At 63.8% G+C, this 17,187-nt stretch carries 19 protein-coding genes; 8 read left to right on the top strand and 11 right to left on the bottom strand.

Annotated elements, in window-relative coordinates; all coding sequences use genetic code 11:
- Window positions 1-318: 318 nt before the first annotated feature.
- Complete coding sequence (locus tag P0652_RS10375) at window positions 319-1,137, bottom strand: CDP-alcohol phosphatidyltransferase family protein (protein WP_284178744.1); 819 nt, start codon at window positions 1,135-1,137, stop codon at window positions 319-321.
- Window positions 1,138-1,147: 10 nt separating this feature from the next.
- Entirely contained in the window at window positions 1,148-1,990 is an 843-nt protein-coding gene (locus P0652_RS10370; protein WP_284178743.1) for a phosphatidylserine decarboxylase, read from the bottom strand.
- A 152-nt stretch (window positions 1,991-2,142) separates the two neighbouring features.
- Between P0652_RS10370 and P0652_RS10365 the strand changes: the two genes are divergently transcribed.
- Window positions 2,143-2,391 (top strand): hypothetical protein, encoded by a 249-nt coding sequence (locus tag P0652_RS10365; protein WP_284178742.1) that lies wholly within the window; start codon window positions 2,143-2,145, stop codon window positions 2,389-2,391.
- 91 nt (window positions 2,392-2,482) lie between these two features.
- On the opposite strand, the gene P0652_RS10360 is transcribed toward P0652_RS10365, so the two are convergent.
- Window positions 2,483-4,372 (bottom strand): ABCB family ABC transporter ATP-binding protein/permease, encoded by a 1,890-nt coding sequence (locus P0652_RS10360; RefSeq protein WP_284178741.1) that lies wholly within the window; start codon window positions 4,370-4,372, stop codon window positions 2,483-2,485.
- A gap of 267 nt (window positions 4,373-4,639) precedes the next feature.
- Between P0652_RS10360 and P0652_RS10355 the strand changes: the two genes are divergently transcribed.
- Window positions 4,640-5,221 carry an LOG family protein gene (locus P0652_RS10355; protein ID WP_284178740.1) on the top strand — a complete coding sequence of 194 codons (582 nt, stop codon included), beginning with the start codon at window positions 4,640-4,642 and terminating at the stop codon, window positions 5,219-5,221.
- A 166-nt stretch (window positions 5,222-5,387) separates the two neighbouring features.
- Window positions 5,388-5,774: a hypothetical protein gene (locus tag P0652_RS10350; protein ID WP_284178739.1), complete on the top strand. Its 387-nt coding sequence runs from the start codon at window positions 5,388-5,390 to the stop codon at window positions 5,772-5,774.
- A gap of 15 nt (window positions 5,775-5,789) precedes the next feature.
- Here P0652_RS10350 and cimA read toward each other — a convergent pair whose 3' ends face one another.
- From cimA to cysS, 3 genes are read right to left on the bottom strand one after another with little or no spacing between them, the layout of a single operon-like run.
- A complete protein-coding gene (cimA, locus tag P0652_RS10345) occupies window positions 5,790-7,394 on the bottom strand; it encodes a citramalate synthase (protein WP_284178738.1) in 1,605 nt (534 codons plus the stop codon).
- On the bottom strand, window positions 7,387-7,899 hold the full coding sequence (locus P0652_RS10340) for a GNAT family N-acetyltransferase (protein WP_284178737.1): 513 nt from the start codon (window positions 7,897-7,899) through the stop codon (window positions 7,387-7,389). Before P0652_RS10340 ends, cimA begins: the two co-directional genes overlap by 8 nt.
- Window positions 7,896-9,476 carry a cysteine--tRNA ligase gene (gene cysS / locus P0652_RS10335; RefSeq protein ID WP_284178736.1) on the bottom strand — a complete coding sequence of 527 codons (1,581 nt, stop codon included), beginning with the start codon at window positions 9,474-9,476 and terminating at the stop codon, window positions 7,896-7,898. Before cysS ends, P0652_RS10340 begins: the two co-directional genes overlap by 4 nt.
- A 347-nt stretch (window positions 9,477-9,823) precedes the next feature.
- On the opposite strand from cysS, the gene P0652_RS10330 reads away from it, so the two are divergent.
- Window positions 9,824-10,144, top strand: a complete 321-nt coding sequence (locus P0652_RS10330; RefSeq protein ID WP_284178735.1) for a hypothetical protein — start codon at window positions 9,824-9,826, stop codon at window positions 10,142-10,144.
- Window positions 10,145-10,216: 72 nt separating this feature from the next.
- Here the strand turns inward: P0652_RS10330 and P0652_RS10325 are convergent, their stop codons facing one another.
- The 3 genes from P0652_RS10325 to P0652_RS10315 form a co-directional block, all read right to left on the bottom strand.
- Window positions 10,217-10,714, bottom strand: coding sequence for a CreA family protein (locus P0652_RS10325; protein ID WP_284178734.1), 498 nt, complete (start codon window positions 10,712-10,714; stop codon window positions 10,217-10,219).
- Between the two features lie 61 nt (window positions 10,715-10,775).
- On the bottom strand, window positions 10,776-10,982 hold the full coding sequence (locus P0652_RS10320; RefSeq protein ID WP_284178733.1) for a DUF2783 domain-containing protein: 207 nt from the start codon (window positions 10,980-10,982) through the stop codon (window positions 10,776-10,778).
- Between the two features lie 3 nt (window positions 10,983-10,985).
- Window positions 10,986-12,584, bottom strand: coding sequence for an FAD-dependent oxidoreductase (locus P0652_RS10315; protein WP_284178732.1), 1,599 nt, complete (start codon window positions 12,582-12,584; stop codon window positions 10,986-10,988).
- Window positions 12,585-12,604: 20 nt separating this feature from the next.
- On the opposite strand from P0652_RS10315, the gene P0652_RS10310 reads away from it, so the two are divergent.
- Together P0652_RS10310 and P0652_RS10305 are read left to right on the top strand one after the other, a co-directional pair.
- Window positions 12,605-12,943: a type II toxin-antitoxin system RelE/ParE family toxin gene (locus P0652_RS10310; protein WP_349774979.1), complete on the top strand. Its 339-nt coding sequence runs from the start codon at window positions 12,605-12,607 to the stop codon at window positions 12,941-12,943.
- Entirely contained in the window at window positions 12,918-13,238 is a 321-nt protein-coding gene (locus P0652_RS10305) for a HigA family addiction module antitoxin (protein ID WP_284178731.1), read from the top strand. Before P0652_RS10310 ends, P0652_RS10305 begins: the two co-directional genes overlap by 26 nt.
- Here P0652_RS10305 and P0652_RS10300 read toward each other — a convergent pair whose 3' ends face one another.
- Window positions 13,239-14,195 carry an MBL fold metallo-hydrolase gene (locus P0652_RS10300; protein ID WP_284178730.1) on the bottom strand — a complete coding sequence of 319 codons (957 nt, stop codon included), beginning with the start codon at window positions 14,193-14,195 and terminating at the stop codon, window positions 13,239-13,241. It abuts the gene before it with no gap.
- Window positions 14,192-15,220, bottom strand: a complete 1,029-nt coding sequence (locus P0652_RS10295) for a fumarylacetoacetate hydrolase family protein (protein WP_284178729.1) — start codon at window positions 15,218-15,220, stop codon at window positions 14,192-14,194. The genes P0652_RS10300 and P0652_RS10295 overlap by 4 nt, the downstream gene beginning before the upstream one ends.
- Before the next feature lie 174 nt (window positions 15,221-15,394).
- On the opposite strand from P0652_RS10295, the gene P0652_RS10290 reads away from it, so the two are divergent.
- Both P0652_RS10290 and P0652_RS10285 read left to right on the top strand, forming a co-directional pair.
- Entirely contained in the window at window positions 15,395-16,492 is a 1,098-nt protein-coding gene (locus tag P0652_RS10290; protein ID WP_284178728.1) for a TRAP transporter substrate-binding protein, read from the top strand.
- A 128-nt stretch (window positions 16,493-16,620) separates the two neighbouring features.
- On the top strand, window positions 16,621-17,118 hold the full coding sequence (locus tag P0652_RS10285; RefSeq protein ID WP_284178727.1) for a MarR family winged helix-turn-helix transcriptional regulator: 498 nt from the start codon (window positions 16,621-16,623) through the stop codon (window positions 17,116-17,118).
- Window positions 17,119-17,187: the final 69 nt, after the last annotated feature.

Genomic DNA, 17,187 nt, shown 5'->3' with positions numbered 1-17,187 from the left:
TTGGAGAACCGCTGCCTAGCCCGCTTTCCCTTGTCACCCGCTCTCTCCCCGGACCCCCCGAAAGAGAAAGCAAGTCAGCGACCGGAAACTCCCGTCGCGATTGGCACCATACTCATGCGGGATTGTCGTTCAACCTTCGAAACGGGGTTGGCCCGGTTCCGGGGCGGCTTTTCAAACCCATGTTGCGGATAAGTCACGCCCCTGTGAACAGGCCAGCCGCATTCCGTGTCAAAACGAGTCGAAAAGTAAGGAATTCTTCACGGACGGCCGCATTTTTTGCCGCCGCTCGGCGCTTCGAGACCATAAAGGCCCCGGATTTCAGCCGGCGGGATCCGGCGGCGAAACGGCCCGGTCCTGGGCTTCCCGGCGCCGGTAGCGCTGGATCGCGACGGGAATCATCCCGACATAGAGCAGCGTCAGGGCCGAGATCGTCTCGAAGGGATGACTGAAGGCGAGTGCGAGAATCACGACCGCACCGCCGAGAATCGCCAGAACCCATTCCCGCGGGACCGGCGTGCCAAGCCCCTTGCCCGAGAAGGTTGGCAGTCGGGAGATGATGAGCGCGGTGGAAACAGCCGTCCAGAGGAGAATCATCACCGAATCGCCGGCAAAGGCAGGAATGCCCGACAGGGACAAAGTCAGCGGCAGCATGACCATCATGGCGCCGGCCGGCGCCGGAACGCCGACAGCATAGGCTTTCTGCCAGGCCGGACGCTCAGGCCCGTCGATCATGACATTGAACCGCGCCAGACGCAGCGCCATCGCGAAAGCGAGAAGCAGGCAGACGAGCCAGCCTGCGGTCTTCAGGACATGGAGCTTCCAGAAATAGAGAATCAGCGCCGGCGCGCAGCCGAAGCTGACGAAATCCGCCAGCGAATCGAGTTCGGCCCCGAATCGCGACGTGCCCTTGAGCATGCGCGCGATGCGGCCATCGATCCCGTCAAGGATGGCGGCAGCGAGGATCGCGATGGCCGCCGCCTCGAACCGCCCCTCGATGGCAAAGCGGACGGCGGTCAACCCCGAGGCCAGAGCCGCGAGCGTGATCATGTTGGGGATCAGCAGGCGGATCGGCACAGGGCGGAATCGCCGCTGCGGCGGGGCCGGATCAGGCTCGAAGGGCGGAAAAATCGGGTCCATGTGCGTTCGGTCAGGCCACGCGGAAGCTGCGCGGCGGCTCTTTCGAGGAAAGGTCGCACAGAACGGTCTCGCCGCCAATCGCGCGCTGGCCTTCCGAAACCAGCGCCTGGGCGCCTTCGGGCAGGTAGATGTCGGTCCGGCTGCCGAAGCGGATCAGGCCGAAACGCTGGCCCGGCGAGAGATCCTCGCCCTCGCGGACGAAGCAGAGGATGCGGCGGGCGATCAGCCCGGCGATCTGCACGCAGGCGATGGTGCCGGCGGGCGATTCGATCACCAGCGCGTTGCGCTCGTTGTCCTGGCTTGCCTTGTCGAGATCGGCATTGAGGAAGAGGCCTGGCGTATAGGCGATCTTGCGGATCTTCCCGCCCACGGGCGTGCGGTTGATATGGACATCGAAGACCGAGAGGAAGATCGAGATGCGCAGGCGCGGCGCATCACCGAGCCCGAGTTCGGCCGGCGGCGGGAAATAGCCGATCATGCTGACGCGGCCATCGGCCGGCGAAAGGACCAGCCCGTCCCGCGTGGGCGAGACCCGCGGCGGATCGCGGAAGAAATAGGCGACGAAGGCCGGCAGGAACCAGAAGAGCCAGCCCAGAGCCGGAACCAGCCAATGGACGAAGAGGGCCAGCAGGATTGCCGCGATGATGAAGAGATAGCCTTCGGGATGCACCGGAACCACGAATTTCCGGATCGAATCAACAACCGACATGCCGTTCCTTCTTTCTTCTGCGCCCGGCTCACAAGCGCGTGAGGTCACGACGCGGGCGGCTTTCTGCCCTGTTTCCGCCGCACCCTTACCGGCAGGCTTCGGGGCAGGCAAGGTTTCTGCTTCGCTTGGTGCTGCAGCGCACATCGCCGATGGATGCGAGAGGCTTCATGGGCGGGCGAAACAGGCCGGACGACCGGGGCAGAAGGTGCCACAGTTTTCTGCCGTCTTTGCCAACTTGTCTCTTAATTGTCTTCCGTCTTTGGTATATAGTCCCTGCGCAATAAAGGAGGAGAACCATGGATCACAATCTGGCCCTCTCCGCTGTCGGCTACGGCTCTGTCCGGGTGCTGCGCGAACGTCACTTCTCGACCGACCCGTTCCTGCTGCCGGCCAACTGGATCCTGAAAAAGCCGGATCCCGTGCAGTTCTGCGTCGAAGCCCTCGAAGTCGAGCATCCTGACTGGGTGGAAAAGATCGACGAGGAAACCCGCATCGCCATCCATGCACGCCTTCGCGACGAAGCCCGACGCGACCGCATTCCCTGAGTTCACGCGAGCATCCCCCCCCTGCCCGCCCGCGTGATCGCGCCCCGCCCCCCGGGGCGCTTTTTTTTGCCGCGTCAGATTTCGCGCGTCTTCAGACTTCGAGCTTCTGGCGCAGGCTGGGTTCCTCGCCGGATTCGGCGCGCTTCAGCGTCTCGCGGGCGAGGTCAGCCTCGCGCTGCTTGTTCCACATCCCGGCATAGATGCCGCCCGAGGCCAGAAGCTCCTCATGGGTGCCGCTCTCCGCGATGATGCCCTTGTCCAGCACGATGATCCGGTCCGCATTCACGACCGTCGAGAGGCGATGCGCGATGACGAGGGTCGAGCGGCCACGGCTCATCCGTTCCAGCGCGTCCTGGATTTCCTTTTCGGTGTAGCTGTCGAGCGCCGAGGTCGCCTCGTCGAGCACGAGGATGGGCGGGCCCTTGAGGATCGTCCGGGCGATGGCGACGCGCTGCTTCTCGCCGCCGGAGAGCTTCAGGCCGCGCTCGCCGACCTGGCTGTTATAGCCATCGGGCAGCTGGCGGATCAGCGGGTCGATCTGCGCCATGGTGGCCGCCTCGGCAATGCGATGCTCGTCCGCGCCGTCCTTCCCGTAGCCGATATTGTAGAGAATCGTATCGTTGAAAAGCACGGTATCCTGCGGGACGATGCCGATCGCCGCCCGAAGTGACCCCTGCGTGACGTGGCGGATATCCTGCCCGTCGATCAGGATGCGCCCGCCGATGACGTCATAAAAGCGGAAGAGCAGCCGCGAGAGCGTTGACTTGCCGGCGCCGGACGGGCCGACAATCGCCACGGTCTGGCCCGGCGGGACATCGAAGGTGACGCCCTTGAGGATCGCGCGTTCGGGCACGTAGTGGAAGCGGACATCCTCGAAGCGGATATGCCCTTCCGAGACCTCCAGAGGCCGGGCTGTCGGCGCATCCTCGACCTCGGCCTCGCGCTCGAGCACATCGAACATCTTCTCGATATCGACGATGGCCTGCTTGATCTCGCGATAGACCATGCCCATGAAATTGAGCGGCTGGTAAAGCTGGATCATCAGGGCGTTGACCATCACGAAATGGCCGACGCTCTTCTTGCCGGCCATCACATCCACCGCGGCGATGGCCATGCAGACTGCCAGCGCGATCGTGAAGATCACCGCCTGCCCGGTATTGAGGAAGGCGAGCGAGGTATAGGTCTTGATCGAGGCCTTCTCGTAGGTGGCGAGGCTCCGGTCATACCGGGCGGTCTCGCGCGCTTCCGCCCCGAAATACTTCACCGTCTCGAAATTCAGCAGCGAATCGACGGCCTTGGCATTGGCGTCGGTGTCGCTGTCGTTCATGGCGCGGCGGATCTCCATCCGCCAGACCGTGGCGCGCACCGTGAAGGCGAGATAGATCACGATCATCACGCAGACGATGACGACATAGCGCCAGTCGAATTCGAGCGCGAAGACGAGGATGACAAGGCTGAACTCGACAATGGTCGGGATGAGCGTCATCAGCGTCATCCGGGTGAGTTCCTCGATACCGTTGCGGCCGCGCTCGAGAACCCGGGTCAGCCCGCCGGTCTTGCGCTCGAGATGGAAGCGCAACGAAAGGCGGTGCATATGCGTGAAGGTGCGCAGGGCGAGCCGGCGCACGGCATTCATCGCGACCTTGGCGAACAGCCCTTCCCTCACCTGCGTGAAGACAACCATGAGGATGCGCGTCAGCCCGTAGAGGGCGCTCGCGAGAATCGGCGCGCCGACCAGCCAGGGCCAGACCGAACTGGCCTCCATCTTGCCGCCGGTGGCGAGGACAAGCGCATCCGTCGCCCATTTGAAGGTGAAAGGCATCAGGATGGTGAAGCCCTTGGCGACGAGAATCAGCACCAGCGAAATGGCGATGGTCCGCTGGAGATCCGGCCGATCCTGCGGCCAGAAAAAGGGCCAGAGCGTACGCAGCGTCGAGACGAGCGACGCCTCGCGCCGGAGAGATGAGGTCGGATTGGACAAGACGATGCCTTTCAGGCTGGCCCGGCGGCGAGGGCGCCTGCCCGCCGCTTCGGGACCGGTTGTCCCTCGGCAATGGCTGGCAGGCCGGACGGCGCCGACAGGTCAGTTCGGATTTTTTCTAATCTGGTCTGTCGCTCCGGCGAATCCAAGCCTTCCTCGCGGCCCGATGCAGAAATGCCGGCTCGCCGTGTTCGAAACGTCACGAAATCCTGCTCCGAATTTCCGTGGTCGCTTGCCTTTTTGCGGCCTTCACGAGACCTTGAACCCATGAAAAATACCTTGATTCGATCTGTTTGCGTCTTTTGTGGCTCCGGCAATGGCTCCGAGCCGATCTTCCTGGATTCGGCCGAAATGCTGGGCCGGCTGATGGCCGAGAACGGGATCCGCCTTGTCTATGGCGGCGGCTCGCATGGCCTGATGGGTGCCGTTGCGCGATCGGTGCTTGGCCATGGCGGCCATGTCACCGGGATCATCCCGCATTTCCTCAAGAACAAGGAAATCATGCTGGAAGGCGCGCAGGAGATGATCGTCACCAATGACATGCACGAGCGCAAGCGCCTGATGTTCGAGAAGGCGGATGCCTTTGTCGCCCTGCCCGGCGGAATCGGCACGCTCGAGGAGGTGGTCGAGCAATTGACCTGGGCGCAGCTTGGCCAGCATAACAAGCCGATCCTGCTTGCCAATATTTCCGGGTTCTGGAAGCCGCTGCTGGTCCTGCTCGCCCATATGCGCGAGTTCCAGTTCATCCGCGCCGGGCTCGAGGTGCAGTACCTGGTCGCCGAATCCGTGCCCGAGATCGTCCCGATGCTGGAACAGAGCGCGCTGATGAAGAGCCGCCAGAGCGCGTGAGGCCTCGTCCACTTTCCGCGTGCTTTATCGTGAGTTGCGCAACTCCAACAACTGCGCCATGACTTGTGGCGGGAAGCCCTTCGGGGCACGGGGGTACGGGACGCGCTCAGGGCACGAAGGAGCGCCGTTTCCATTCCAGCGGCATCGTGCCTGAGTGGAGAAAGCCATGCGGATCGTGACCGGATTGGCGAGCGTCGTCCTTATCATGGGGCTGGGCCAGGGTGCCGCGATGGCGCAGCAGGCCAATGCGCCGGCAGCAGCCCCGGCCGCCCCTCGAACGGCCCAGCGCGCCGTACCGAAAAACGCGGCGGAAATCATTCTCACCAATGCCCGCAGCGGCGCGGTCGTAACCGGCCTTTCCGTGACGAGCGCGGCCGGCAAGTCGGTCGCCACGCTGAAGAAGCCGCTCGAACCGGGCAAGAAGATCACAATCAGGCTGCCGAAGAATTCAGGCTGCACCTTCGCGGTCAACGCCTCTTTCTCGGATGACGCCGAGTTTGACCAGACCGACGTCAATCTGTGCATGGACAAGACGGTCCGCTTCACGGATTGAGCGCGGGGCCGGCTCTCATTCCGCCGGAACCTGGCTCCGCATCAGCTTGTAGATGATCGAATCCGTCAGCGCCTGGAACGAGGCGTCAATGATGTTCGAGGACACGCCCACTGTCGTCCAGCTCTCGCCGGCCTCATCGGTGGAATCGATCAGGACGCGCGTCACTGCATCGGTGCCGCCCTGGAAGATGCGGACCTTGAAATCCGTCAGCTTCAGGCCCTTGATGTAACTCTGGTAGCGGCCGAGATCCTTGCGCAGGGCCTTGTCCAGCGCGTTGACCGGCCCGTCGCCTTCGGCAGCCGAGATCATCGTCTTGTCGCCGACACGCACCTTCACGACTGCTTCGGAGAAGCTCACGAGATCGCCCTTCGCATTGTAACGGCGCTCGACATTGACCTTGAACCGCTCGACCTTGAAGAAATCCGGCACGCGGCCGAGCAAGCGCTGGGCGAGGATGTAGAAGCTCGCATCGGCGCCCTCATAGGAATAGCCGTTCGCCTCCTTCTCCTTGACCTCGTCCAGCAGCCGCGCAAGGCGCGGGTCGTTCTTCTCGACGGTGATGCCGAGCCGTTCCAGTTCCGCGAGGATGTTCGACCGCCCGGCCTGGGTCGAGACCAGCACCATCCGGCGGTTGCCGATCCGCTCGGGTTCGACATGTTCGTAGGTCTTCGGATCCTTGATCAGGGCCGAGGCATGGATGCCGGCCTTGGTCGCGAAGGCAGAAGCGCCGACATAGGGTGCCTGCCGGTTCGGCACACGGTTCAGGATCTCGTCGAAGCTGCGCGACAGGGCCGACAGCCCGGCCAGTGCCTCCTGGCTGACGCCGATCTCGAACCGGTCGGCGTAATCGGCCTTCAGCATGAGCGTCGGGATCAGGCTGACGAGATTGGCATTGCCGCATCGTTCGCCGAGCCCGTTCAGCGTGCCCTGGATCTGGCGGGCGCCGGCCCGGACGGCCGCAAGGCTGTTGGCCACGGCCTGGCCGGTATCATCGTGGGCATGGATGCCGAGCCGGATTCCTGGCACCACCGCGATGACCGCACCGACAATCGCCTCGACCTCATGCGGGAGCGTGCCGCCATTGGTATCGCACAGGACAACCCATTCCGCCCCGGCCTCATGCGCGGTCCGGGCGCAATCGAGCGCATAGGTGCGGTTGGCCTTGAACCCGTCGAAAAAATGCTCGCAATCGACCAGCGCCCGCTTGTCGGCGGCGCGGGCGGCCTGCACCGAACCGGCGATGCTCTCGAGATTCTCGGCCAAGGTGCAGCCGAGCGCGAATTCGACATGGTAGTCCCAGCTCTTCGCCACGAAACAGATCGCGTCGGATTTCGCCTGGATCAGCGCGGCGAGGCCGGGATCGTTCGAGGCAGAGACGCCCGCCCGCTTGGTCATGCCGAAAGCGGTGAAACAGGCTTTCATCGCCGGCGGCTTCTCGAAGAACTTCGTATCGACCGGATTGGCGCCGGGATAGCCGCCCTCGATGAAATCCACGCCGAGCCGGTCGAGCATGGCGGCGATCTTCTGCTTGTCGGCGAGGCTGAAATCGACACCCGTGGTCTGCGCGCCATCACGCAGGGTGGTGTCGAACAGGGTGATGCGGTCCTTCATGTCAGCCATCCGCCTTCGCCTTTTCGGGCAGTGTCTTCTTCATCGTCGTATTGACGAGCCATTCCTCGCCGCGCATCACCGTGTTCCGGGCCTGCATCGCGTAGCCGTGGCCGGCGAAGAACTCGCGGGCGGTTTCCGAGGCATCGACGGTCGCGGTCTCGGCGCCACGCTGGCGGGCCAGCAGCTCCATCACCTCGAGCAAGGCCTTGCCGATGCCCTGCCCGGCATGATCGGGCGAGACATACAGCATTTCGATGATGCGGTTCTCCTTGACTTTCGGATCATCCCGCAGGGCGGCGAAACCCAGGATCTCGCCCTCCGCCTCGGCGAGGATGGTCAGCCAGCCGGCGAGCCGCGCGCCGAAGGCCTCGACATCGTCGGCTGCGCTGGCCCAGGCGGCGCGCTGGCCCTCGTCATAATCCTCGGCCGTCAGTTCCTCGATCGAGGCAGCGAAAAGATCGGCCAGCGGCGCGGCATCGCGCGGGAGATAGGGGCGGAAGGAGATGGTGGTCACCTTTTGACCTCCCAGCGGGTGACGGGGTTGCCGGCCTCGTCCTTGCCATCCATCAGCACGATGCCCAGCGCGACGAGTTCATCGCGGATCCGGTCCGATTCCGCCCAGTTCTTCGCCGCGCGGGCGGCAAGGCGGGCGTTGATGAGGGAGTCAATGTAAACCTCATTCAAATCACGCCGCTCCAAGTAAAGCTCTGAAGAGCGGAATCGCGTGAGATCGATACCCAGAAACACGCAATCCACCCACAATTGATAGGCTGCGTCCTGCGCAAAGATAACGTCTTCTCGAGTAACTCCATCGGTTGCAGCACGTCGATAGTGTTTACGTAGAACGAACAATACCCCTGGCAAATTCAGATCGTCGCTTAGCGCCTCAAGAATTTCAGGAGAAGGCTTGTATGCCGGGTATGGAGTTGCTCTTGGTGAGACATAGTCATCACGATGCTCCTCCCACTTTGGCGCGCTTTCCGAAATCTTTGCCCATTTCAAAAGTTCAGCCGTGCCCTCGATCAAACTTTGTTCTGTCCAATCGATAGGCTGTCGGTAGTGCGTCTTCAGCATAGCAAATCGCAGGACATCACCTGTCCAACGCCTGCCACCGAAACTCTCGGTCGCCAACAACTCATTGATCGTGAAGAAATTCCCCAGGCTCTTGGACATTTTCTGCCCCTCGACCTGCAGGAATCCGTTATGCATCCAGATCGAGGCCATGCGCTCCGCGCCGAAGGCGCAGCAGGATTGCGCGATCTCGTTCTCGTGGTGCGGGAAGACGAGATCGATGCCGCCGCCATGGATGTCGAAGGTGTTCTTCAGCGGATCATCGCAGGCAAGACCACCGCCATAGGGCTCGAGCAGCTTGGCCATCGACATGGCCGAGCACTCGATATGCCAGCCAGGGCGGCCGGGCACGGGAATGCCGGCGGGCGACTCCCAACCCGGTTCGTTCGGCTTTGACGGCTTCCAGAGCACGAAATCGGTGGCGTCGCGCTTGTAGGGCGCGACATCCACCCGCGCGCCAGCGATCATCTCGTCGAGGCTGCGATTGGCGAGCGCCCCGTAGCGCGGCAGGCGGCCCTTCGCCGCGTCCATCGCCGCCGGCGAGAACAGCACATGGTTTTCCGCCACATAGGCGAAACCGCGCGCGATCAGCCGGTCGATCAGCGCGCGCATGCCGTCGATATGTTCGGTGGCGCGCGGCTGATCTGTGGGCTCAAGGCAGCCGAGGGCCTCCACATCGGCCTGGAACTGCGCATTCGTGCCCTCGGTGACCTTGCGGATCGCCTCGTTGAGCGGCAGGTCCGGGTAGTCCCGCGCGGCGCGGTCGTTGATCTTGTCATCCACGTCGGTGATGTTCCGCGCATAGACAACGTGATCCTCGCCGTAGAGGTGACGCAGCAGGCGGAACAGCACATCGAAGACGATGACCGGGCGCGCATTGCCGATATGGGCATAGTCATAGACGGTCGGGCCGCAGACATACATCCGCACCAGCGGCAGACCCGTTTCCGGGTGGAGCGCGAGCGGCTCCAGCCGCTCCTTGCGCCGCGTCAGCGTGTTGTAGAGCATCAGCTCCGCCATGGTTCAGCCCTCACGAGGTTAAGCGCCACCACTCGCCGGGGGCGCCTCTCGGGATTTTCACCTTGCGGGTTGAACGAGACGGCTGGCCAGCGAGCGTTGCGCGCTAGCCACAAATCGCAATCGAAATCAGGTGCGACCCAGGATGTCTCATGCGCAATCCTTGCGCGAAGAGACGCGCCGGGTCAAGTCACCGCTCCCGTCATGGCTGACGAATCACCACCGGGGGGAAACCGGCCCTGCGAAATGCAGTCCGGGAGGGCATCGGGCCCGCGAAATCAACCCTTCGTTAAGAGATTTGCCGCACGATGATCGAGCTTGGGTCATGCGTATCAACTGGGGGCACAGCGATGCGCGCACGCGTCAGCATTCTTGCCGCTCTGGCGGTCAGCATCACTTCTGCAGTGATCTTCGCCTCCTCGGGGATTGAAACCGAGGCGCGGCCGAAACAGCGGGATTTCATTATCGCAGGCAGCGATGGCTATGGCACGCAGGAATGCCTCGCCAGCCAATCCTCCTGCGGCCGCATCGTCGCGGATGCCTGGTGCGAGGCCAAGGGGTTCAGATCCGCCCTCGCCTACCGGCAGCTCGACCGCGACGAGATCACCGGTTCGGCCAGCACCAGCCGCGGCAAGCCCGTCGACAGCTTCCTCATCTCCTGCAAGGACTGAGCCTGAACGGCTTCACCGTGCAGGCCTTCCCCCGGCAAGGACCGGGCGCACGGGTGGTCGCTCCCCCTGCCCTTATTTCAGCCAGTCCTTGCAGCGCGGCGGTTCGCCCGAGCCCCAGGGCATGATCGGGACCGTCGAAGTGGAATTTTTCGGGCTCCCCTCGATCAGCTTGTCTGAATAGACAAGATAGACCAGCACGTTGCGCTTCTCATCGCAGCCACGCACGATCTGCATGCGCTTGAAGAGCAGCGAGCGCGACTGGCGGAACATCACATCGCCCTGCTCGAACTTGGCCTTGAATTTCACCGGCCCGACCTGCCGGCAGGCCAGCGAGACATCCGAGACTTCCTCGGCCAGACCCAGCCCACCGGCAACACCGCCGCGCTCCGGCACAGTGTAATGGCAGGCGACCCCCTCGATCTCGGGATCATCGATCGCGTAGGTGGCGAGTTTGTCATCCGGGGTCAGCAGGCGGAACACCGTCGACTTCTTGAAGATCAGGTCGGGCGACTGGGCCAGAGCCGGGCTGGTGGCAACCAGTGCAAGCAGGATGGCCGGAATCAGGCGCATGGCGGTTCTCCTTCGGTTGGACCGGAGATAAGCATCGCAGGCGTCGAAAGGAAGGCCGGAATCAACCCGCCTCCGTTGCCAGGCTTGCCGCTGCGATAGCCGCCCGGAGCACGTCCTCGCTGCCGATATGGTTTGCAAGCAGCAAGACCAGCCGCGCATCGAGGGCGGCGGCCTCTTCCGGCGTCAGGCCGCGCCGAGCTTCCACCAGCATCCGGAAGGCGCGATCGGGATCGGGGAAGCGTGAATGCGTCACAAGGGTTTCGGCCATGGATCAGGCTCCGGAGGCATGGGCGCGGGCAAGGGCCGCGCGAAGGCGGGCGGGATCGGGCTCCCGGAAGCGCGCCGCGACATGGCGGTCCGGGCGGAGAAGGTAGCCGCCTGGCCTGTCGAAGCCGAAACGCGCGGCCATCTCGCCGGCCGGATCGCCGAGGGCGCCGGGCCCGAGCCGAAGCCGCGCCGCCCCTTCCGGCAGATCCGCGAGGGCCGACCCGGCCTCGAGCCAAACGAAGCCGGCAGGCAGTTCCTCCGACAGGAATGAAGCGGTTCCGTCCGGCCGCGCCACGCGCGCATCGGGAATCGGGGCGCCCGGCGCCGGACCAACGGACCAGGGTTCGGCATCCGGCGTGGAAAGCGGCGAGTCGTGATAGGCGGTCGGGGCGGAGAGCCGGCCGGAATTGACCATCCGCTTCGCGAAATCATGCCGGCGCGCCAGGGCGAGCGCGGCATCACGCAACACGCGTTCGGCGGGGGATTGCGGGGCGATGAAATCGGTCGAGCGGGTGGAATGGCCGATATTCTCGTCCGCGGCCTCGCCGCGCTCGCAGTCATAGCTCTCGAGCAGGCCCGGTCCGGCGCGGCCATGATGGATCGCCGCAAGCTTCCAGGCGAGGTTCTCGGCATCCTGCACGCCGGAATTCGCGCCGCGTGCCCCGAACGGCGAGACCTGATGCGCGGAATCGCCGGCAAAAATCACCCGGCCCTGCACGAAGCGCTGAAGACGCAGGCAGCGGAAACGGTAGATCGAGACCCATTCCAGATCAAAGCGGCCATGGCCCAGCATACGCTCGATCCGCGGCCGGACCTGCTCGGGGCGCTTCTCGAACTCGGCATCGGCCGTCGCCGGCAATTGCAGGTCGATCCGCCAAATGTCGTCCGGCTGGCGATGCAGCAGGGCCGAGCCACCAGGATGGAAGGGCGGATCGAACCAGAACCAGCGCTCGGTGGGATAGTTGCCCTGCATCCGCACATCGGCGATCAGGAACTGCTCCTCGAAAACCTCGCCAGCAAAATCGAGGCCGAGCATGCTTCGCACCGGCGAGCGCGCACCATCGCAGGCGACGACATGATCGGCCCGGAGGCTGTAGAGGCCGTCCGGCGTCTCGATCCGGATCTCGACATGGTCTTCCGCCGGAGCCACCCCGACAACGCGGTTCTTCCAGCGCAAATCGAGCCCCGGCACGGCAAGGGCGCGGTCGATCAGCATCTTCTCGACATGGAACTGCTGGAGATTGATGAAAGCCGGCATCTTGTGCCCCGCCTCGGGCAGGAGGTCGAAGGCGTAGAGTTCGCCCTCTCGCTGGAAGACGCGGCCGCGGCTCCAGGACACCCCCTTCTCCACCATCGGCGCAGCGCAGCCCAGCCGGTCGAAGATCTCCAGCGTCTTTTTCGCGAAACAGATGGCCCGGCTGCCCTCGCCGATCCGATCGCTGTCATCGAGCAGCACCACCGGCACGCCCCGCTGGCCGAGATCGATCGCGAGCGAGAGCCCGACCGGGCCGGCGCCGATCACCACGACGGGGTGGCGGGCCGGCTCGGACCGGAATTGGTCGGGCGATGCCCGGTAGGGAAAGGTAGCGAAAACGGCGGTCATGGCAGGGACTCGGTTGACAGATGGGTGGATACGTGATACGTATCGCGTATTATTTTATGCTGATATTCGAGGCGTTTTTGATCATCAGTTTTGCGGATCGGAGAACCGAAAGGTTTTTCCATGCCGGAATGTGCGATCTGCGGTGGCAGACCTTCGCCAAGATCGCCCGGCGAAAACTTGACTATCTGGATGCGGCGAAGTCGATCCTGGACTTGCTGCATCCACCGGGAAACCGGCTCGAGTGCCTGCAGGGCAATCGGGCGGGGCAGTGGTGCATCCGGATCAATGATCAATGGCGCCTCTGCTTTATCTGGACAGGAAAAGGGGCGAGCCATGTCGAAATCGTCGACTATCACTGAGGAAAGGCCGCCGGCCATCCGGGTTCGGACCCATCCCGGCGAGGTCCTGCGCGAGGAATTCCTGGTCCCGCTTGGCATGAGCGCGCGCCAGCTGGCCGAGGCGCTTGACGTCCCGGCCAACCGCATCAGCGAGATCGTGCGGGAGCGGAGGGATATCACGGCGGATACGGCCATCAGGCTCAGCCGGTATTTCGGGACAACCCCGGAACTCTGGCTGAACCTCCAGATTGCCCATGATCTCACCAAGGCCAATGCGCAAGTTGACTACTCCACCATCAAGCCCCGTGCGGCCTGATCACCCCTGCAACTGCGCCCACATCTCGCGGTCGCGTTCGGCGGTCCAGATCACGGGATGGTCGATGCCCCGCGCCTCGTCATAGGCGCGGCTGACATTGAACGGCAGGCAATGCTCGTAGATGGCATAGCTGCCGAACGGCCCGTCCATGGCGGCGCGGACATCGGCGAAGGCGGCGCGCAGGTCCTTGCCGGCTACGACGGCCTTCTGCACCGTGCCATAGAGCGTCTCGAGGAAGTCGGTCGTGCCGGCAATGGCGGCCGCGACCCTGTCGCGCCCCACCAGCGCATCGCCGCGCCCGGGCACGAGCGCCACCGGATCATGCCCGGCCACACGCTTCAGCGTTTCCGGCCAATCGGTGAAATGCGCATCGCCGCAATAGCAGGCGGAGCGGTATTCGACGAGATCGCCGGAGAACATCACGCCGGCATCGGGCACCCAGGCGATGGTGTCGCCGGCTGTATGGCCACGGCCGGGATGCTTGAGCCGCACCTCGCGCTTGCCGAGCCAGACCGACATCTCGCCCGCGAAGGTGATGCTCGGCCAGGTGAGACCGGGAATCGTCTCTTTCCCGCGGAACAGGCGCGGGAAGCGGCCGATCTCGGAATCCATATCCTGCGCGCCACGCTCGACGATGAGATCACGCGTGGCATCGGAAGCGAGGATCATCTTCGCATCCCGATAGGCCGAAGCGCCCAGCACCCGCACCGCATGGTAATGCGAGAGCAGGACATGGGTGATCGGCTTGTCGGTCACCGAACGGACGCGGTCGATCACGGCCTGCGCCATGGCCGGCGTCGCCTGGGCATCGACGATCAGCACTCCGTCATCGCCGATGATGACCCCGGTATTCGGGTCTCCCTCGGCAGTGAAGGCATAGAGGCCGGGGCCGATTTCCGCGAAGGTGATGGTCTTCTCGGCGAGATCCGCCGCCGAGGCGAAAGCCGGGCCGCTCATCGGCCACCTCCTGCAAGAAGCTGAGGCTCGATGCGGTTCTCGATCGCGCCGAACAGCGAATGGCCTTTGCGGTCCTTCATTTCGATGCGGACGATATCCCCGAAGCGCAGGAACGGCGTCCGGACGGCGCCGTCGCGGATGGTCTCGACCATGCGCTGCTCGGCGAGGCAGGAATAGCCGCGTCCGCCTTCCGCCACAGGGCGGCCGGGCGAGCCATCCGGATCCCGGTTGGAGACCGTGCCCGAGCCGAGAATGGTGCCGGCACCCAGAGGCCGTGTTTTCGCGGCATGGGCGAGCAGGGTGCCGAAATCGAAGGTCATTTCCTCGCCGGCTTCCGGGCAGCCGAGCATGCGGCCGTTGATCGAGGTGAGCAGCGGCAGGGCAAGCTTGCCGCCCGACCAGGCCGGACCCAGCTCGTCCGGCGTCAGCGCTACCGGCGAGAAGGCCGTCGGCGGCTTGGATTGCAGGAAGCCGAAGCCCTTGGCCAGTTCGCCCGGAATGAGATTGCGCAGGCTGACATCATTGACGAGCACGACCAGCCGGATCGCGGCGATGCAGGTGGCGGCATCGGCGCCGGCAGGAATATCGCCGGTGATCACCGCGATCTCGGCCTCGCAATCGATGCCATATTCCTCGCTGGCCACGGGCACAGCATCCCGGGCGCCGAGATTGGAATCGGAGGTGCCCTGATACATCAGCGGATCGGTCCAGAAACTGGCGGGCAATTCGGCACCGCGCGCCTTCCGGACAAGCTCCACGTGATTCACATAGGCCGATCCATCGAGCCACTGATAGGCGCGCGGCAACGGAGCCGCAGCATCATGCTCGTGGAAGCGGAACGACGGCACGGCCTCGTGCTCGAGACTTTCGGCGAGATCGGCGAGCGGCGCGGCCACCTGATCCCACGAATCGAGGGCGGCCTGCAGGGTCGGCGCGATCGTGGATGCCTCGGTGGCGCGGGTGAGGTCCCGCGAAACCACGACGAGCCGACCATCCCGCCCGCCCTTGAGCGATGCCAATTTCATACCGTTCCTCCCGCGCTTGCCTTGTTTCGCCATCTTTCTGCGTTTCACATCAAAATGAAACGGAGTTCGGGATGACGACCCGGCATCTCTGTGCAATTCTCGCAAGGGACACGCGTGAAGGGCAAGCAAAAAGTTTCACGCGGAACTAATTCCGCTATGAAAGGGGTCAGGACGATGCGTCGGCGTGAAGTATTGCTCTCGGGGATGGGGGCGGGAACCGCCCTGGCGGCCGGCACATTGGCCAAGCCGGCAATCGCGCAGAGCATGCCGGAAATCAAATGGCGCATGACCTCCAGCTTCCCGAAATCGCTCGACACGATCTTCGGCACGGCCCAGCACTTGGCCAAGCTGGTGGCAGCGGCCACGGATAACCGCTTCCAGATCCAGACCTTTGCTGCCGGCGAGATCGTGCCGGGCCTGCAGGCGCTCGACGCGGTTTCCTCCGGTGCACTCGAATGCTGCCACACGCCGACCTATTTCTATGGCGGCAAGGACCCCGTTCTCGGCTTCGGGACGGGTATGCCCTTCGGGCCGAATGCCCGCCTCCAGCATGCCTGGTGGCACAATGGCGGCGGGGCCGAGATCGTCAACGAATCACTGGCCAAGTTCAACACGATCGGCTTCGCGGCCGGCAATTCCGGCACGCAGATGGGCGGATGGTTCCGGAAGGAAATCAACACGCTCGATGATCTCAAGGGGTTGAAGTTCCGTATCGGCGGGACCGGCGGGCAGATCCTCGCCCGGATGGGCGTGGTGCCGCAGCAGATCGCGCCGGCCGACATCTACCCCGCGCTGGAAAAGGGCACGATCGATGCGATCGAGTTCGTCGGCCCCTATGACGACGAGAAGCTCGGCTTCTCCAAGGTCGCCAAGTATTATTACTATCCCGGCTTCTGGGAAGGCGGCGCCATGCTCCATCTCGTGGTCAATCTCGAGCAGTGGAACCGGCTGCCGAAGCATTACCAGGCCATCATCCGGCAGGCTTCGGAAGCGGCCAACACCTGGATGCTGGCGAAATACGACACGGTCAACGCTCCGGCGCTGAAGCGCCTGGTTGGCCGGGGCACGGAGCTGCGCCCGTTCAGCGCCGCCATCATAGACACGGGCTACGAAACGTCAAAGACCTATTATGCCGAGATCGCGGCACAGAATCCGCTGTTCAAGAAGGCCCTTGATTCGGTGAATGCCTATCTGGGTGACCAGTATCTGTGGTGGCAAGTCGGTGAATATTCCTACGATTCCATGATGATCAGGACGCGGTTGCGGGGCTGAACCTTGGAATGCGCCTTTGGTATTAGGCGAATTGTTCAAGATTGGACTGGACAGATCGGGGCCTCACCCCGATCATCCGGCGCAACTTGATCGTTTCAGCTGAAACAAACCCACGGATTTTGTGTAACATGGCCTCCGGCGAGAGATTGCCCTCCGGCGTATTAGATATTCATGCCGAAGCCGAACCCCTTCGCCTTGAAGGGTTCCTGCCCTATCGCCTCAACATGCTGGCGACTGAGGTCAGCCAGACGCTGGCCCGCGCGTATGGCCGGAAATTCGGCATTTCCATTCCTGAATGGCGGGTCCTGGCCACGTTGGGCCAGTTCGGCGTCATGACGGCACGGGATATTGGCGGGCATTCGCGGATGCACAAGACGACTGTCAGCCGTGCCGTCGCCGCACTGGAGAAGCGCCGCCTGATCGTGCGCCGGGCCAACCGTGCCGACATGCGGGAGGCGTTCCTGGCGCTGACCGATGCGGGAACGACGATCTACCAGGAGATCGTTCCCATGGCGCGGGCTTTCTCCGATTCGCTCTGCGAGGGCCTGTCCGAGACCGAACTCCGGCAGATGAATGTGCTGATCGACAAACTGGCGGAGCGGGTTGCCTCCCTGGGCAACGGATAGGCATTCCAGACCGAAATCCTGCCTTGCTTGGACCATGTTTCGCCGGCATGACAGCGGGCGCGTGATTCC

This window comes from Rhabdaerophilum sp. SD176 (genome assembly GCF_030143245.1).
Lineage (GTDB): Bacteria > Pseudomonadota > Alphaproteobacteria > Rhizobiales > Beijerinckiaceae > Rhabdaerophilum.
The sequence above is the reverse complement of the archived record's forward strand: the minus strand, read 5'-3'. Positions and strand labels throughout refer to the sequence as shown.

Bases quoted from the DNA above. Each gene is read 5' to 3' on its own strand.
- P0652_RS10375 (WP_284178744.1), bottom strand. From the start codon at position 1,137: ATGGACCCGATTTTTCCGCCCTTCGAGCCTGATCCGGCCCCGCCGCAG.
- P0652_RS10370 (WP_284178743.1), bottom strand. From the start codon at position 1,990: ATGTGCGCTGCAGCACCAAGCGAAGCAGAAACCTTGCCTGCCCCGAAG.
- P0652_RS10365 (WP_284178742.1), top strand. From the start codon at position 2,143: ATGGATCACAATCTGGCCCTCTCCGCTGTCGGCTACGGCTCTGTCCGG.
- P0652_RS10355 (WP_284178740.1), top strand. From the start codon at position 4,640: ATGAAAAATACCTTGATTCGATCTGTTTGCGTCTTTTGTGGCTCCGGC.
- P0652_RS10350 (WP_284178739.1), top strand. From the start codon at position 5,388: ATGCGGATCGTGACCGGATTGGCGAGCGTCGTCCTTATCATGGGGCTG.
- cimA (WP_284178738.1), bottom strand. From the start codon at position 7,394: ATGGCTGACATGAAGGACCGCATCACCCTGTTCGACACCACCCTGCGT.
- cysS (WP_284178736.1), bottom strand. From the start codon at position 9,476: ATGGCGGAGCTGATGCTCTACAACACGCTGACGCGGCGCAAGGAGCGG.
- P0652_RS10330 (WP_284178735.1), top strand. From the start codon at position 9,824: ATGCGCGCACGCGTCAGCATTCTTGCCGCTCTGGCGGTCAGCATCACT.
- P0652_RS10325 (WP_284178734.1), bottom strand. From the start codon at position 10,714: ATGCGCCTGATTCCGGCCATCCTGCTTGCACTGGTTGCCACCAGCCCG.
- P0652_RS10320 (WP_284178733.1), bottom strand. From the start codon at position 10,982: ATGGCCGAAACCCTTGTGACGCATTCACGCTTCCCCGATCCCGATCGC.
- P0652_RS10315 (WP_284178732.1), bottom strand. From the start codon at position 12,584: ATGACCGCCGTTTTCGCTACCTTTCCCTACCGGGCATCGCCCGACCAA.
- P0652_RS10310 (WP_349774979.1), top strand. From the start codon at position 12,605: ATGGGTGGATACGTGATACGTATCGCGTATTATTTTATGCTGATATTC.
- P0652_RS10305 (WP_284178731.1), top strand. From the start codon at position 12,918: ATGTCGAAATCGTCGACTATCACTGAGGAAAGGCCGCCGGCCATCCGG.
- P0652_RS10300 (WP_284178730.1), bottom strand. From the start codon at position 14,195: ATGAGCGGCCCGGCTTTCGCCTCGGCGGCGGATCTCGCCGAGAAGACC.
- P0652_RS10295 (WP_284178729.1), bottom strand. From the start codon at position 15,220: ATGAAATTGGCATCGCTCAAGGGCGGGCGGGATGGTCGGCTCGTCGTG.
- P0652_RS10290 (WP_284178728.1), top strand. From the start codon at position 15,395: ATGCGTCGGCGTGAAGTATTGCTCTCGGGGATGGGGGCGGGAACCGCC.
- P0652_RS10285 (WP_284178727.1), top strand. From the start codon at position 16,621: ATGGCCTCCGGCGAGAGATTGCCCTCCGGCGTATTAGATATTCATGCC.